The following is an 18,936-nucleotide window of genomic DNA, read 5'->3' as shown; positions in this document are numbered from 1 at the left end:
GTATCCTCATGAAATGTATTAACGAATTTTTAAGAACGGTAATAGCGCAAAAGCTGGGTGCCGAGGTGACCGAAGCGGAAGATAAAACCGCTTTTTTTACTCTTGGTGTGACGTCTCTCATCAGTGAAGAAATCATGACCATATTGCATAAAGAATTTACCGGCCTTTCTGAAACGCTGCTGTTTGAATATCCGAATATTGAGAAATTGAGTGAGTTTTTAAGTGCGCAGAAACGAAATCCCGAAAGCGTTCTTGAATTCACAGAAACGGAGCCTGATACGGGAAGCCGGCAGGAAGAAGAATTGCTTCCTGTACAGGCGGCTGAAAAGGTGCCTGAACCGGCAACGGACGGGAGCTCTGATATTGCGGTTATCGGAATGAGCGGGATGTTTCCGAAAGCGGAAAACCAGCATGATTTTTGGGACAATTTAATGGAAAATAAAGATTGTGTCTCCGAAATCCCAGAGGACAGATGGGACAGCTCTTATTACTCGGAAGAGAAAACGGCAGAATACGCGTCATACAGTAAATGGGGAGGTTTTATTGATCATCCGGATCAATTTGACCCGCTGTTTTTTTCTGTTTCCCCGTGGGAAGCCGATTTAATGGACCCTCAGCAAAAATTGTATGTCACGTGCTGCTGGGAAGCGATGGAGGATGCCGGTTACGGGAACCCGGCGGCGAGGCCGACGGATCAAATCGGGGTATTCGCCGGAGTGACCTGGAATGAATATTCATTAATTGCACACGAAGAAGGTTTCCTCAAAGATCAGTACAAAGGCCCCGGCTCCTTATATTGGGGCATTCCGAACCGGGTTTCTTATTTCCTTGATCTCCATGGCCCGAGCATTGCTGTTGATACGGCGTGTTCTTCATCGCTTGTCGCCGTCCATCAGGCTTGTCAGGCCATTATGTCGGGCGACTGTGAAATGGCGCTTGCCGGAGGCGTCAACCTCAGCTTACATCCGCAAAAATACATGTTTTTAAGCCAATCGCATTTTCTGTCTTCTGAAGGAAAATGCCGCAGTTTCGGTGAAGGCGGAGACGGTTACGTGCCCGGCGAAGGCGCGGGAGCCGTTTTGTTAAAACCATTGAAAAAAGCGATTGCGGACAAAGACCACATCTACGGTGTCATTAAGGGGTCCGCCACTAATCACGGCGGCAAAACGGCCGGGTATACGGTGCCGAATCCGGAAGCGCACCGGGACCTGATTTTATCCGCTCTAAACAGAGCCGCGGTAAGTCCGGCGGATATCAGCTACATTGAAGCTCACGGAACCGGCACGGCGCTCGGCGATCCGATTGAGATACGCGGCCTTTCTATGGCATTTGATAAACAGACCGATGAGAAAAATGACTGCGGAATCGGCTCGGTGAAATCCAATATCGGACATTTGGAAGCGGCTGCAGGGATCGCCGGTTTAATCAAGGTGCTTTTAAGCATGAAACATGAAATGCTTCCCGCCAGTCTGCACTCCGAGGAACTGAACCGCAAGATTTCTTTTTCTGATTCGCCATTTTATGTCGTCCGAAACAACCGGACGTGGCCGGCTGAAGGAGATAAACCGAGAATCGCCGCAATCAGTTCATTCGGCGCAGGAGGCTCTAATGCCCATCTGATCGTAGGTGCTTATCAGCCAAAACTGCAAGCGGACGGGAATACTGAGCAAAAACCTCATGCCGTCGTATTAAGCGCACATTCCGAACAGCAGCTGAAAGAATATGCCGGGAAATTGAGCTTCTTTCTTGCCCGATTGGAAAACTCGCCTTCTGCCGGCGGATACAGTCTGGAAAATATCGCTGCCACCTTATTGTCAGGCAGAGAGCCTTTCTCCTTCCGGCTTGCTGTCATTGCATCATCGCTTTCTGAGCTGAAACAGCGATTGGACGAATTTGTAAGCGGTCACAGCGACGGCAGGCATATGTACTTCGGAAAAGCGTCACCCGGGCGGCCGGACGTTTCAGGTCAGTCCGTTTCAGATCCTGAGAAATTTGCCGCGCTGTGGGTGAAAGGCCTTCAAGGTTGCAAAAAGCCGGAAACGCCGTATCAGAAAGTTCCGCTTCCTACGTATCCGTTTTTAAAGGAAACGTCCTGGCTGACTGATCAAAAAAAGCGGTATACAAAAAAGCCCCAAAATACCAAAAGGCGTGAAGCGCTTCATCCTCTGCTTGATGAGAATATTTCATCCGCCCGGAAAGGAACGTTTCAAAAGATATTTTCCAAGGATGAATATTTCTTTAAAGATCATTTAGTGAACGAAAAATATGTGCTTCCCGGAGTCTGTCATCTGGAAATGGCGGCATACGGCGCGGGATTGTGGGGAGAACGCCCGGCCGTCTCTCTTCAAAGTGTGTGGTACATGGAGCCGATTGTGACAGGGACAGACCCAAGATCCGTCATGATAGAGTTTGAAGCAGAAAAAGAGCGTATAAGCTATGTCATTAAAGAAAAAGGAGCGGACGGCGCTCTCTTTTCGCAAGGAGAAGTGATTTGTAAAGAAAAAGGAGTGTCTTTTGAGGCCCCGGTCTTTCAGCTCCCGGCGCCATTTGCGCAGAGAACGGAGCCGAAAGACATCTATCACTCGTTCTCTGAGGCGGGAATCGTGCAAAAGGACAGTTTTCAGGTCATCCGCGAATTCTCTTATACAGAAAGGAAAGCACTGGCCAAATTAACGCTCCCGTCACACTTGGAAGCCGATTTTAAACAGTACATCCTACATCCGTCCTTAATGGATGGCGCTGTTCAAACTGCAATGGCGCATGTGCTGCAATTTCAAAAAGAGCCTGCGCTTATCGTACCGTTTTCCTTCGGAGAAATACAGCTGCTTGAACCGTTAGCGAAAACCGTATTTGTGCATGCGGAGGTAAAAGCGGCCTCCGTTCACCAATTTGATCTGCATATTTGTGATGAGCGCGGGGTGCTGTTGGCGGCAGTGAAAGATTTTATCATAAAAGAGGTGCAGGAAAGCGCCGGGTTTAACCAAAAAGCCGGCGTCACGCCGAAGAAAAGCCGTGAAACGGAATTGCTTATGACACCGGTTTGGAACACCGTCACCATTCCGGAAACCGGCATGCCTTTCATGCGTGAAGAAAAAATAATCGTCATCGGGGCCGGGCCGGATTTTCAACAGGCTTTGAAAGAGATGTATTCCGATGTCCGTTTTCCGGACATCACTTCTTTGGACAGCGCGGAACAAATGGCTGAAACACTGAAAACGCAAGGCTCTTTTCAACACATGATATGGGCGGCGCCGGATCATCCCATTCCATCCGTTTATGATGCGGATACGGCCGACGAACAGGAGCACGGGGTCATGCAGCTTTTCCGGCTGATAAAAGCGCTTCTGCTTCTGAATTTTGACACGGCACAACTATCATTGACAATCTGCACGTTTCAAGCACAGCCGATTCATGAACATGATGAGGTCAATCCGAGTCATGCAAGCATACACGGATTAGCGGGGTCGCTCGCAAAAGAATACACCAATTGGAGCATCCGGCTTCTTGATTTGGAATCTCAAAGGGGAGACCGGCATCTTCCCGATGTCTTCTCTTTACCGGCGGACCCCGAGGGAAATCCGTGGGTCTTTCGTGCAGGTCAGTGGCACCGCCAGCAATTGGCCGTCTGCCGGCCTCAGGCAGATGAGCCTTCATTATACCGGCACGGCGGGGTTTATGTGATTATCGGCGGAGCAGGCGGAATAGGAGAAGTATGGACTGAATATATGATTCAGACCTATCAGGCGAAAATTGTCTGGATCGGGAGAAGGAAAAAAGATACACAGATTGAAAGAAAGCTGAAAAGACTCGCAGCTTTAGGTCCCGCACCGCAATATTTCAGCGCGGATGCTGCGGATTATGACTCTCTCAAACGGGCGTATGACACCATTGTGAAGGAAAATGGAAAGGTCCGCGGAATCATTCATTCCGCCATCGTGTTATCAGACCGAAGTTTTGCCAATATGGAAGAGGATCAATTCCGCGCTTCACTTTCTGCAAAAACTGATGTCAGCTTGCAGATTGCCCGGGTAGCTGAAGGGGAACCCTTGGATTTCTTGCTGTTTTTCTCTTCGATGATGTCGTTTCAAAAAGCGCCGGGACAGAGCAATTATGCCGCCGGGTGCACGTTTAAAGACGCTTTTGCTAAGCGGATCTCACAGAAAGCGCCGTATGCTGTAAAAGTTGTCAATTGGGGCTTTTGGGGAAGTGTCGGCGTCGTGGCCTCAGAACAATACCGGAAACGGATGGAGCGGGACGGAATCGCTTCTATTGAGGCGCCCGAAGCGATGAAAACGCTGGAAACCCTGCTTTCCGGACCTCATGACCAGCTGGCGCTGATCAAAACGACAGATCCGGTTTTTATGAAAGACGATCTGAAAGAACAAGTAACGGTTTATCCGGTAAAGATTCCTTCCGCACTCGGACAATTAGCGGTTAACATCACGCACAATGACGAAGCTGAGCGGTTAAAAGCATCAAGTGTCATGAGCTGCATGAGAGAGATGGAATCCCTTATTGAAAAAATGCTTGTATCAACCCTTTATGAGATGGGAGCCGGTCTTGATCAGGCTTTGCCGTTATTTCAATCGGCTGCCGGCATAACGGAACAATACAGCAGATGGCTGAAAGAGAGCTTTGTCCTCCTGACTGAATTAGCGCTTGCTCCGGAAAAAACGGATCTAGGGCAGGTGTGGGAGGAATGGGAGCGGAAAAAAGAGACTTGGCTGCGCCAGAAAGACATGAGGGCGCATGTCAAATTGGCAGAAGAGACATTGCGTGTGCTTCCAGACATTTTAACCGGTAAGCTTCCGGCAACGGAAGTGATGTTCCCTGACTCCTCCTTCCGTCTTGTGGAAGGCATTTACCGCAATAATATCATTTCTGATTTTTTCAATGACAAGCTAGCTGACACATTGATTGCAGTTTTGCGGGAACGTCTGGAAAAAGACCCGCAGGCGAAAATCCGCATTTTAGAAATCGGAGCCGGAACGGGCGGGACGAGCGCCGCGGTCATGAGAAAATTGAAACCGTATGAAGCGCATATTGCCGAATATTGTTTCACGGATATTTCTAAAGCATTTCTTTTACATGCGGAAGACATATTCGGTCCGGAATATCCTTATGTCACTTATAAAATATTCAACGCTGAGCAGCCGGTATCAACAGAAGCGCAGGACATCGGCACGTATGACGCAGTGATCGCGACCAATGTGCTTCATGCGACAAAAAATATCCGCTCTGCGTTGCGCCATGCGAAAGCAATGCTGCAAAAAAACGGCCAGCTGTTTTTAAATGAGATCAATAGCCGCACCATATTCAACCATGTGACGTTCGGCCTTCTTGAAGGCTGGTGGCTGTATGAGGATCATGATTTACGGATTCCGGGCTGTCCGGGGGTTGAGCCGGCCGGCTGGGCGGAAGCGCTTTCGCTTGAAGGGTTCGTCCATCCTCTGTTTCCGGCTGAAGCCGCACACGACTTAGGCCAGCAGATTATAGCGGCTGAAAGTGACGGAACGGTCAGGCTTGCCCTCCCGCAGGCGTCAGAAGAGAAGCCGGAGCGCCGTCCGTATGACGCAGATGGTCTTTCGGATGATACTTTGCATTTCAGCCTGAGAGAAAAAAGCGTTGAACTGATGAAGAAGGTCATCGGTGAAGCGCTTAAAGTGCCGGCGCATCGTCTTTTATCCCATGAACCTTTAACCGCATACGGATTGGATTCCATACTGGTCGTCAGACTGACCAACGTGTTAAAAGACGTCTTCGGTTCTGTCAGCAGCACTTTGTTTTTTGAATATCAAACCATTGATGAGCTTGCTGATTACTTTCTGTCTTCCCGTAAAGAAGCGCTCGAGCGGCAATTCGGGAATGGACCGGCTCATCCCGAAAACGCCGGACGGGTGCAGGCTCCCGCAGAAAGCGCCGCGCCGATTCCAAACGTAAGGGAACGGGGCATCACATATCTGACGGAATTAATAGGAAAAACGCTGAAGATTCCGAGCGGGAGAATGGATCCGTCGGTTTCCTTAACCGCATACGGTTTGGATTCTATTCTGGTCGTCAGGCTCACGAATGCTTTTCGTAACGTGTTTGAGCAAATGACCAGCACCCTCTTTTTTGAATATCAGACGATAGAAGAAATCGCGGATTACCTGCTTCTTTCTCAGCGGGGAGCATTTATGAAAGCGATGGGTGTGCGTGAGGAGCAGCTGTCTGATCACACAGATAACCTGAATGTAAAACAAAACAAAATTCCTCAAAACGAGGAAGGCAGCAGGACGAACGGAGATCCCTCTATCCAGGATATCGCTGTCATCGGTCTGTCAGGCCGGTATCCGGGCGCCGATCACGTTGATGAGCTGTGGGAAAATGTAAAAGCCGGCAGGCATTCTATTACTGAAGTGCCGAAAGATCGCTGGGACTGGAAAACGTTTTATAACGAGGAACGCGGAAAATGGGGGTCCATTTATTCAAAATGGGGCGGTTTTCTCGATGACATTGATAAATTTGATCCGCTGTTTTTCCGTATATCTCCCGCGGAAGCTGAAAGGATGGATCCGCAGGAAAGGTTGTTTCTGCAGACTGCTTATTCAAGCATTGAAGATGCGGGGTACACCCCGGCCACGCTTTGTGACAGCCGGAAAATCGGAGTCTTTGTCGGTGTGATGAACAGCAATTACCCGACAGTTCCCAGCGACTGGTCTATCGCAAACAGAGTATCGTTTTTGTTCAATTTCCAAGGGCCGAGTATGGCTGTGGATACAGCATGCTCTTCTTCTTTAACAGCTGTCCATCTCGCCGCAGAAAGCCTGCGGAGCGGAATGAGTGAAACAGCGATTGCCGGCGGAGTCAATCTTATCGTTGATCCGGCCCACTATGAGCGGCTGTCCGCTTTTTCAATGCTGTCTCCCGGTGATAAATGCAAATCTTTCGGAGACAATGCGGACGGTTTTGTTGACGGTGAAGGAGTAGGGGCGATTGTGTTAAAGCCGCTTGCTCAAGCGGAGAAAGACGGCGATCATATTTACGGCGTTATTAAAGGGAGCATGCTGAATGCAGCAGGCAGGACAAACGCTTATATGGTGCCGAATCCGAAAGCGCAGTTTGATCTGATCGCAGAGACGTTGAAACGAACAGACATTCACCCGAGAACGGTCAGTTACTTGGAAGCCCACGGAACGGGCACTGCGCTCGGTGATCCGATTGAAATCGACGGTTTAACGAAAGCTTTTCGCCTGACAACAGAAGACCGGCAGTTTTGTTCCATCGGTTCCATTAAATCAAATATCGGACATTTAGAAAGTGCTGCGGGAATTGCGGGGATCACCAAACTGCTTCTGCAATTGAAACATAAGAGGATTGCCCCTTCATTGCATGCGGCGGAATTGAATCCGAATATTGAGTTTGAGCACACTCCGTTTTTCGTACAGCAAAAAGAAACGGAATGGAAACGACCTGTCTTGAATATCACGGGTGAAATGAAGGAATATCCGAGAATTGCCGGCATTTCCTCGTTTGGAGCAGGAGGTTCAAACGCGCATGTCATCATTCAGGAATATGTGCCGTCTGAGAGCCTGAAACCAATGGGAAACGCGTCTGTTTCTCCGCAAAAACCGGCTGTTATTATTTTATCAGCGCGAAATGAGCAGCAATTGACAGAGCGCGCCCGCCAGCTTCTGGATGATGTCATAAGAAAAAAACGTTCTGATGGGGATTTAGCCAAGATCGCCTACACGCTTCAGACGGGAAGAGAACCGATGGCTGAGCGGCTTGCATTTACGGCCGAGTCGATAGAAGAACTGAAAATGAAGCTTATGAGTTTCTCAAACGATCATAATATCGAACATGCTCATATCTGGCGGGGCAGGACAGCTAAACATCATTCATTGGCGGCTTCGCTCACTTCTGATGAAGATATGGCGCTTACCATAAATGCCTGGCTGAAAAAAGGGAAATACGGAAAGCTGCTTGACCTTTGGGTTAAAGGACTTGACGTCGATTGGTCAGCTCTTTATCAGCGCAACCCGGGCCGCATCAGTCTCCCGGCCTACCCTTTTGCCAAAGACCGATATTGGGTGACAAAAGCTGATGTGTCACTTGACAAAACAGGCTCAGCGGAAAGTAAGAAAGCAGCCAGACTTCACCCGCTGCTCCACGCGAATACATCGACCTTTACCGCCCAGCGCTTTACTTCTGTTTTTTCTGGACATGAACCGTTTTTTGCCGATCATATCGTCAATGAAAAACGGGTGCTTCCGGGCGCGGCTGCTTTAGAAATGGCCCGGGCCGCCGTTACGCTTGCCGCTGAAGACCTGCCGGGCGGGAAAACGGGTGTCCGGCTCAAACAGATCGTTTGGCTCCGGCCGGTGACGGCGCTTTCTGAGGGAGTGACGCTTCATGTAAGACTTCAGCCGGAAGAAAACGGAGACATCGCTTTTGAAGCGTATGCCGAAGGAGAAGAGCCGCTTGTCTTTTTCCAGGGAAAGGCCGTGCTCGAAGAGACGGAGCGTGCTCCTGTTCTCAATGTGGAAGCGGTTCAGGCGCGCTGCGGCGACCGTCACTTGTCAAAGGCTGAGTGCTATGAAGCGTTCGACAGCCTCGGCATCACCTACGGACCGTCTCATCAGGCGCTTGACGCCGTCTATACCGGAAGCGGAGAAGTGCTCGCAAAGCTCACTCTTCCGCCGTCCGCCCGCGAGGAAAAGGAGCCGTTCATCCTGCATCCAAGCATGCTGGACGCCGCCCTTCAGGCTTCTATCGGCCTCGTGCTCTCAGACGGTTCCGCGTCCGGACGGCCGTTTCTGCCGTTTGCCCTCCAGGATATGCAGGTGTTTTCTGCGTGCCGTGAGACGATGTGGGCGGTGCTTTCCTCAGCGGACGGCGCCTATCATATTGAGCTGTGTGATGAAAACGGTGCGGTATGTGTCCGATTGACGGGGCTCACCGCCCGTTTTCTGGAAGAGGAAACGGAGGGAAAACCGCTCTTGCTTCAGCCAAAGTGGCAGGAATCACCGCCGGGTGAAGGCGGCGGACAAGAAGAGTCTTTCAGATACGTGACGCTGTATGGCGGAATGAACGCTGAGGACATAAGCGGCGCCGTATGTGCGGCTGACGGCGAAGGTCCGATTGAAGACCGTTATGACGCCTGCGCGGCGGCGCTGTCAGCGATCGTCACGCGTCTTATCAAAGAAAAACAGAAGAAAAAAACGCTGATCCAGCTTCTTGTCCCCGACAGGGGGGAAGACAATGTATTGGCGGGGCTGGCCGCTTTTCTGAAAACGGCTCACCTTGAACATCCGAAGCTGTACGGCCAAGTCATCCAAGCCGATCCGGACGAGTCAGCATCAGCGCTTCTTGCCAAGCTGAAAGAAAACCGGGCGCATCCTGAACAAGCGGAAATCCGTTATGAAGACGGCAAACGTCTCGTCAGAAACTGGCGTCATCTGCCGGCGCCTCAAAGCGGCGCCGTTCCGTGGAAAGACGAAGGGGTCTACCTCCTCACCGGGGGAGCGGGCGGCATCGGCCTGATTTTCGCTGAAGAAATAGCCTCCCGCGTCAAAAACGCCGTCCTCGTATTAACGGGGAGGGCGGAAGTGCTTGATGAAGAGCGCTCCGCCCGCTTACGGCGCTTGGAAGCGTCGGGTGCCCGCGTATTTTATCAACCGGTTGACGTGACAGACAGGGCGGCGGTCATCGCCCTCGTCCGCGGCATACAGGAGGAGCACGGAACACTCGACGGGATCATTCACGGCGCAGGCGTGATCGCTGACAACTACATTCTGAACCAGACAGAAAACGAACGGAAGACCGTCATGGCGCCGAAGGTGAAAGGGCTTATCAATCTTGATGAAGCAGCGAAAGATGTGCGGCTGGACTTTTTCATTCTGTTTTCTTCCTTGGCGGGAGGCATGGGAAATCCGGGGCAGGCCGGTTATGCGGCAGCCAACGCATTTATGGATGTATATGCAGCCCGCCGGAACCGTCTCGTGCGGGACAACAAGCGGAGCGGGCAGACCCTGTCCGTCAACTGGCCGCTTTGGGAAGAAGGCGGTATGCGTGTGGACAAAGAGACCGAACGGATGATGTATGAACAGACCGGGATGAAAGCCATGCGATCGGCTTCAGGCATCCAGGCGCTTTATGCGGCTTTTGCCTCCGGAGAACACCAGGTCATGGTGGCAGAAGGCGACGAAAAACGGATTCGAAAAAACCTGATGCCTGAAGCGCCGGAACCGTCCAATAGCATTCATGTGTCAAGGAAGACGCACGTCCATCTGCCAAATAAAGTACAAGCGGAACTCAAACATATGATATCAGGCATTCTGAAGGTGAAAGAAGACGAGATAGATGCTGAATCAGAGATGAGAGATTATGGCTTTGATTCGGTTTCATTCACGCAGTTTGCAAATGAACTAAATAAAACGTATGGGCTTGAACTGACACCGGCCGTATTTTTTGAATACCCGACAGTCTTTAGTTTTGCCCAATACTTGCTGACGGAACATCCGGATACATTCGGCTCACAGGCAGAAACAGAAACGGAGAAACCGGTTGTGCATAAAAAAATGAAGACGGAGCCATTCTTGATTCCGTCCCGTCTTCCTAAAACAAAAACCGCAGCTGCACCTGAGCCCGTGGCGATAATCGGAATCAGCTGTGCATTTCCAATGGCTGAAAATCCGGAAATGTTTTGGGAGAATTTAGCCGGAGAAAAGGACTGCATTTCTGAAATACCGCCGGAGCGCTGGGACTGGAGACAGTATTACGGAGATCCGCAGAAAGATAAAAATGCGAGCAATGTAAAGTGGGGCGGCTTCATTGATGAAACCGCTCAATTTGATCCTTTATTTTTCGGTATTTCTCCGCATGAAGCCGAAATGATGGATCCTCAGCAAAGACTTTTAATGATGCATGTATGGAAAGCGATTGAAGATGCCGGCTGCTCTGCCAAAAGCCTGTCAGGTACAAATACAGGCATCTTTGCAGGCACGACAAACAGCGGTTACGCCCAGGAAGCTTCAAAGTTCCATATAGAGATTGAGGGTTCTTCCGCCGCCGGAACGGTTCCGTCAATCGGTCCGAACCGCATGAGCTATTTTCTGAATATACATGGGCCGAGCGAACCGATTGAAACCGCCTGTTCAAGCTCATTGGTCGCTGTTCACCGTGCGGTCAGGGCAATTCAGGCCGGAGACTGCGGCATCGCGATTGCAGGAGGCGTCAATGCTATTGTATCGCCGGATATGCATATCAGCTTTAATAAAGCGGGAATGCTCAGTGAAGACGGGCGCTGCAAAACATTTTCCGATCAAGCGGACGGGTATGTCAGAGCTGAAGGTGCCGGCATGATTGTTTTGAAAACATTATCCGATGCGGAACGTGACGGCGACCGTATTTATGCCGTTATTCGCGGAACGGCGGAAAATCATGGCGGAAGGGCGGCTTCCCTTACATCGCCGAATCCGAAAGCACAGACAGAAGTCATGATAAAAGCGTATCAGCAAGCGAACATCGACCCCCGTACAGTGAGTTATATTGAAGCCCACGGCACGGGAACGGCGCTCGGAGATCCGATAGAAATCAACGGGCTCAAAGCGGCTTTTGCAGCGCTTTATCAGAAAGCCGGAGTAACGGCACCCGATCAGCCTCATTGCGGCCTCGGTTCCGTCAAAACGAATATCGGCCACACAGAGCTTGCCGCCGGCATGGCCGGGCTTTTAAAAATTATTTTGCAGATGCAGCACAAAACGCTCGTTAAAAGTCTGCATTGTGAAACCGTTAATCCGTATATCAGCCTCGACGGCAGCCCGTTTTATTTCGTCCGCGACACTCAGCCGTGGAAAGCGGCGACTGATGATAGCGGAAATGAACTGCCGCGGAGAGCGGGTGTCAGCTCGTTCGGATTTGGCGGTGTCAACGCTCATGTCGTGCTCGAAGAATATGTTTCTCCTGTTGAAGAGAAACAATGGACGGCCGGTGAACTTCAGCCGTCCTTATTCATTCTCTCGGCAAAGACGGCGGAACAGCTGAAGGAACGTGCGGAACAGCTGCGCAGACATTTGGAAAAGTCACATTCAGCTGACGGAACTTTTGAGGGTATCGCTTATACGCTTCAGCTTGGCCGGGATGAAATGGAAGAGCGCCTTGCCGTCATTGCTGAAACAAAAGAAGAGCTTACGAACGCGCTGAATGATTTCCTCAGCGGCAAGGAGACGGGGCAGAATTTCTTTACAGGCCGGAACAAAGCGATGAAACAGCTGTTTACAGAGATGACGGACAATGCAGAAATGAGCGGGACCGTAGATCAATGGATTGAAGCAGGAAAGTATGCGATGCTTGCAAAATTATGGGTGCAAGGCTTGCATGTCGACTGGAATAAATTATATCCGGACGAAAGGCCAAAAAAAGTCAGCCTGCCCGTCTATCCTTTTGCGAAAACACATTGCTGGATACCGCACAGAGCGCAGCATATAAGGCACCGGGAGACTTATGAGACTGATATGTCCCCGCTTGAGACTTATGAACACCTGCTTGATGAATTGGAGAGAAACGAAATAAGCATAGAAGCCGCTGTAAAAAGAACGATCGGTTTTTACAGGGATTAGCGTAATGGAGGAAACCATATGAAAGAGTTTCTGCACCGGGTTTTTTCTGACGTCAAAAATAAAAAAATGACAAAACAGGATGCGATCGGCATTTTGCGCGATTATGATATGCGGATGGGACTTCGCCAAGCGAATTCCCTTCATCCGCTTGCTCAGCAGCATATTTCCGATGAAACGGGACTGGGATTCTCGGCAGCTTTCAGCGGCCGGGAATTTTTTCTCGCTGATGTTTCTTTACAGCGTAAAAAGCTTATGCCCGGAGAACTTCTTTTGGAAATGGCGAGAGCTGCGGCTGTTTTGACAGTAAAGGAGACTGAGGCTGTCCGGCTGACACATATCGTGTGGTCAAAGCCCATTCTGACAGAGGCTGAACCGTTCCATATCGAAATCAGGCTGATACCCGCAGAGGGTGAAGCCAAAAGGTTTGAGATTTATAATCCATTTTCTGCCGATTTCAGTCATCATGATGTGTACAGCCAAGGGACGATTCAGCCAGTTGATGCTGCGCCTGGCATGCTGGATATCAGCCGCTTGAAGGAAAACAGCGGTTCCCTGATGGATCAGCAGCAAATTGAAGCCATCACTCAGAACGATACCGTTCAATACAGTGAGCACATGAAAGGAATTGAGCGTATTTACGCCTCAGCAGGACGGATGCTGGCAGACATATCAATTCCATTGACAGACCAAAAAGAATCCGCCCGATTCGGCCTCCCTCCCTGTGTGATGCAAAGTGTGACAGAGGCATGCGCGCTGCTTGGCGGCAAAGAATATAAAACGCTCGCCCCGGTTTCATTGGACGAGCTTTTGTTTTATGAACCTTGTCCTGACAAGGGATGGGCCGAGATACAAGAGAAGGCGGGGAGCTTTTATATTGATTTATGTGACAAAAAAGGAAAAATATGGGCTTCCCTATCAGGGTTGAAGCTGCAGCCTGTCATCAAGACGGGCGCTCCCGGAAAAACCAATGCCGAACACCACAGTGAACGTTTGTATGAACAAACGCTTCTTCAGCTCAAAACGCTGTTTGCCCTGACTACAAAAATTGCTGTTTCCAACATAGACACTGAAGAGCCGCTGGAAACCTACGGAATCGACTCAGTCACTGTGACGAAATTGAACCGGGAATTGTCTCTGCTTTTCGGTGACCTTTCCAAAACGGTTTTTTACGAATATAAGACACTGGGCTCCCTGGCAGCTCACTTTGTCACGGATTATCCAAAAGAATGCCGAAAGTGGACAAATGATGATGACCACCGTTCAGGCATATCAGAACAGGTTTTGGCAAATGAAGATTTTCCGGTGCTTCCGTCGTTCATCAAGCGAAAGAAACGGCCTTCTTTATCCAATGAGAACCAGATAAAAGAAGGGATTGCGATTATCGGAGTCAGCGGACGTTATCCGCAAGCTGAAACACTTGAAGCGTACTGGGATAACTTAGCTGCCGGAAAAGACTGTGTGACGGAAATTCCCGAAGAGCGCTGGGAAAAGGACAAATACTACAACCCTGATCCTGAAACGGCCGTGAAAGAAGGGAAAAGTTACAGTAAGCGGGGCGCATTTCTGAAAGATGCCGCTTTCTTTGATCCGCTGTTTTTTCAAATTTCACCCCGTGATGCTTTGAATATGGACCCGCAGGAGCGTCTCTTTATTGAAATGTGCTGGCAGGTGCTGGAGGATGCCGGTTATACGAAGGAACAGCTTGAGAATCTGTATAACGGCCGGGTCGGCGTTTTTGCGGGCATTACGAAAAACGGGTACGGAATGTACTGGAAAAACGGCGGCACCCTGCAGCCGAAAACGTCGTTCAGTTCAGCGGCGAACAGAGTTTCCTATTTTCTTAATCTGAAAGGGCCGAGCATGCCGGTCGACACGATGTGCTCATCTTCGCTGACTGCAATCCATGAAGCGTGTGAAAACATCCTTCGCGGCGAATGCGACATGGCGATTGCCGGCGGTGTGAATGTGTATACGCATCCTTCGGCTTATTCGGAGCTCAGCGCCTATCGAATGCTGTCAAAAGTCGGAACGTGCAAAAGTTTCGGTGAAGGCGGGGACGGATTTGTTCCCGGTGAAGGCGTCGGGGCCGTGCTGTTAAAGCCGCTGTCAAAAGCGATGGCTGATAAGGACCATATTTACGGTGTGATTCGCGGCACTCATATCAATCACGGAGGCAGAACAAACGGGTATACAGTGCCGAGTCCGAGCGCCCAGGCTGACGTGATTTCCGGCGCGCTTGATAAATCAGGAATACATCCGCGGATGATCAGCTGTATCGAAGCCCACGGCACGGGCACTGAACTCGGAGATCCGATCGAGATTGACGGTTTGACCCGCGCATTTCAAACGAAAACGTCAGATAAAGGTTTTTGCGCCATCAGCTCAGTTAAATCCAATATCGGGCATTTGGAAGCCGCGGCAGGCATTGCCGGTGTAACGAAACTGCTGCTTCAGTTTCAAAAACGAAAGCTGGCCCCCTCATTACATTGCCGGAAATTGAATCCGAATATTGTATTCGACCGGACGCCGTTTGTGGTGCAGCGTGAATTGGCAGACTGGAAACGGCCGGTCATTGAGGAAAACGGAGCGCAAAAGGAGATTCCGAGAATCGCGGGAATCTCTTCTTTTGGCGCGGGCGGGGCAAATGCCCACATATTGATAGAAGAATATATTGAACCTGATAGGGAGATTTCTGAGCCATTCACAGATGAAGATCCCGCAGTCATTTTATTATCCGCTAAACAGGAGTCCAGCCTGAAGCAGCGGGCGCAGCAGCTTCTTCAAGCGATCAGAAAAAATGACGTCACAGACCGCAGTCTCCGGGATGCGGCTTACACCCTTCAAACCGGAAGAGAAGCGATGGAAGAACGTGCGGCGTTTATCGTGACGTCGACAGAGCAGTTAGCGGAAAAACTGCAGCGTTTTATTGACGGCGGGACAGACGGCTGCTTCAGGGGAAAAAGCAAACAGTATAAAGACATTCTAGCTGTTTTTAAGGATGAAGATATGCAGGACGCCGTCCGTAAATGGATGAAACGAAAAAAATTCGCGAAGCTTCTGGAACTTTGGGTAAAAGGGCTGAAGATTGATTGGTCAGAGCTTTATAACGGCAGCCTGCCGCACCGCATCAGCCTTCCCGGTTATCCATTTATAAAGGATCGGTATTGGCCGGACGATGCAGCGCCGGACAATGTTCGCGGTGCTGAAACATTGCGTGAAACCCGATTTTTACAGAAAAGCTGGGCAGAAAGCAGCAGTGTTCCGGTTAAAGAAGTGCCGGGCGTCATCGGAATAGCCGCCGATCACCAGACAGGAAATTTGGCCGTTGAGCTGTCCCGTTATTTCCCCGAGTCTGAAATCATTGACGCTGCGTCATCGGAAATATCCGGGGACGCGTCCCGGTTTGGCGGTCTGATTGATGTGACCGGATGCGGAACGGAAACCAATCATGATGACGGCTGGATTCATCGTCTGCAGTCTCTGATTGACAACAGAAACCGCGGCCGAAAGCTTCAGCTGCTTTGTGTGACAAAGGGGCTTGAACCTTTTGCAAATGAAACGATAAATCTCTCAGGTGCAAAAAAGGCCGGATTGTACCGGATGCTCCAAAGTGAGTATAAGGATATCCGCTCGCGGCATATGGATGCAGAACGGACTGCCGAAGATCCTGAGCTGGCAAACCAGATCGCAGAGGAGTTTTTTCGCGATTCTGAAGACATCGAAGTGTGTTACAGAAACGGTGTGCGCTATCACGCGCGGTTAAAAGAAACAAACAGCTTAGCTGAAAAAGAATTTTCATTTCCGAAAGACCATGTGCTCTGGATCACCGGAGGGACCCGGGGACTCGGATATTTATTCGCCCGGCATTTTGCCGAACGATACGGAGTCACGAAACTCGTGCTTACAGGAAAAGAAACCATGCCGCCGAAAGCGGAGTGGGATGATCATATCAAACGGAATTCCCCGTTTTCTGAAAAAGTGAGAAGAATCAGAGAGCTCGAACAAAAAGGTGTCCGAACGGAAGTGCTGTCTGTATCTTCCGGCCCTGAATATGAGCAGGCCGTCAGCCGTGTGAAAGATCAAATGGGGCCGATAGGAGGCGTGATACACGCAGCGGGAGCCGTAGATCTCGATCATCCCGCCTTTATCCGCAAAACAAGAGAACAGATGATGACCGTGCTTGAGCCTAAAACAGATGGACTGGACCTGTTGTATCAAGCGCTGCACAAGGAGCCTCTCCGGTTTTTTGCGCTGTTTTCTTCAGTGTCCGGCGTGATGCCTGAATTAGGAGCGGGACAAAGCGATTATGCCATGGCTAACGCCTATATGGATTATTTTGCGGCCGCAAAAGGTTTTCCGGTGCTGAGCATTCAATGGCCGAGCTGGAAAGAAACGGGTATGGGCGAATCAAAAAGCCGGGCCTATCAGAAAAGCGGTTTAAAGAGCATCACTGACAGAGAAGGGCTGAGCCTGTTTGATGCCATTATGGCAGGCGATTGCGGATCTGTTATTATGCCGGCCGTCATTCACCCGGAAAAATGGGAGCCTGACCGTCTGCTGCTTTCATCCGGCCTTACCGAAACAAAGCAGCAGGAACAGGCCGATACAGAAAGTGTTGAGGAGTGGCTGACGGGCATTTGCTGCCGGGAATTAAGACTGGAGCCGTCAAGATTTGAATCTGATACACCGTTTCAAGATTACGGAGCCGATTCCATCATGCTTGCCCAAGTGTCCAGAGCGATCGGAAAGAGGATCAAAGCTGACCTTGACCCGGCGGTGCTGTATGAATACCCTACGGTTGCTGTGCTGGCCGGATGGCTTAAAACAGCATATCCGGAAATCAAAGCTGCCGTTTCAAAACCGGTTCAGCCTGTAATCCCAGACGTTCCGAAACAAACAGCATCCGCTGTTATTCAGCCTTCTGGCGCTAGAGCGGCGCAAGACATCGCTGTTGTCGGAATGTCCTGCCGTTTTCCGGGAGCTGAATCAATTGAAGCTTATTGGAAGCTGCTGTCTGAAGGAACGTCAGCCATTCAAAGGGTGCCGAAAGAGCGCTGGAAAACGGAGAAGGCGGATTATGCGGGCCTTTTAAAAAATGTAACGCATTTTGACCCGGAGTTTTTCCTTATTCCCGAAGAAGACATCAAGGCAATGGATATCCAGTCCTTTCTTATATTAGAAGAGGCGCTTCATCTGTTCAGAGACAGCGGTTACTCTTTACAAGAAATGAAAGGCAGGTCAGCCGGTGTCTATTTAGGAGGACGCGGCGGCAGTATGCCTGACGAAAACCGTCTGAAGCATGCAAAAAATCCGATAGTCGCCGCCGGTCCGAATTACTTAGCGGCCAATCTTTCTCAATTCTTTGATTTGAAGGGGCCGAGTCTCGTTTTGGATACGGCCTGTTCTTCAGCGCTTGTCGGTATGAATATGGCGATACAGGCGCTTTCTTGCGGTGAAATCGACTCAGCGGTGGTCGGGGGAGTCAGTCTGCTGGAATCCGGTCAAACCCACCGGATGTTCGAACTTCGCAATCTGTTAAGCGAAGAGCCTGCGTTTCATATTTTTGATCGCCGCACCGGCGGCATCGTATTGGGAGAAGGCGTCGGAATGGTGTATTTAAAAACAGCGGCCCAGGCTGTAAAAGACGGGGACCGGATTCATGCGGTCATTAAAGGCATTTCCGTAAACAATGACGGCAGAACCGCGGGGCCTGCCACACCGAATATACAGGCGCAGAAAGAAGTGATGGCCAAGGCGCTTGCCAAAAGCGGCAGAAAAGCAGAGGATATCAGCTACATTGAAGCAAACGGTTCTGGCTCTGAAGTAACGGATCTTTTGGAACTGAGGGCGATTGAAGCGGTGTACCGTATGCAAAACAGCGCGCCTTGCGAATTGGGGTCGATGAAGCCGAATATCGGACACCCGTTATGCGCTGAAGGGATTGCCGGATTTATTAAAACAGTGCTTATGCTCTCGCGCCGAATGCGTGTGCCTTTCCTTTCCGGCAAAGAGCCGATGACGCATTACGATCTGTCCGCCTCGCCGTTTTATTTTTCGCACGCGCTGCGTGAATGGACGGATTCACCGCGGATTGCCGCCGTCAGCAGTTTCGCTGACGGAGGGACGAATGCCCATGTCATAGTGGAAGCCTGGGAGCAAGAGGCGTATACCCCGGTTAGAAAGCCTTTGCCGAGACAGGAATTAAAACGCCGGCCTATTCGTTCGGACAAAGCCGAAAGCCTGCATGAAAACGCACATAAGTCCCGTCCGAATACGTTTTGGAAACAAATGAAGACTTACTGATTGCGCTGAAAATTGAACGTCGATATGGAGG

Annotated in this window: 2 protein-coding genes; both read left to right on the top strand. The window is 50.4% G+C overall.

Annotated elements, in window-relative coordinates; genetic code table 11:
* Positions 1–8: 8 nt before the first annotated feature.
* Complete coding sequence (locus MY7_RS09965; protein ID WP_007612416.1) at positions 9–12,602, top strand: SDR family NAD(P)-dependent oxidoreductase; 12,594 nt, start codon at positions 9–11, stop codon at positions 12,600–12,602.
* A gap of 18 nt (positions 12,603–12,620) precedes the next feature.
* On the top strand, positions 12,621–18,905 hold the full coding sequence (locus MY7_RS09960; RefSeq protein ID WP_007612415.1) for a type I polyketide synthase: 6,285 nt from the start codon (positions 12,621–12,623) through the stop codon (positions 18,903–18,905).
* The last annotated feature ends 31 nt before the right edge of the window (positions 18,906–18,936 follow it).

The organism is Bacillus sp. 5B6 (assembly GCF_000259405.1).
In the GTDB taxonomy this organism is placed as follows: domain Bacteria; phylum Bacillota; class Bacilli; order Bacillales; family Bacillaceae; genus Bacillus; species Bacillus velezensis.
This window is presented reverse-complemented; position numbering and strand designations above follow the sequence as displayed.

Excerpts from the sequence above, each read along its gene's own strand:
- MY7_RS09965 (WP_007612416.1), top strand. The coding sequence starts at position 9 with ATGAAATGTATTAACGAATTTTTAAGAACGGTAATAGCGCAAAAGCTG.
- MY7_RS09960 (WP_007612415.1), top strand. The coding sequence starts at position 12,621 with ATGAAAGAGTTTCTGCACCGGGTTTTTTCTGACGTCAAAAATAAAAAA.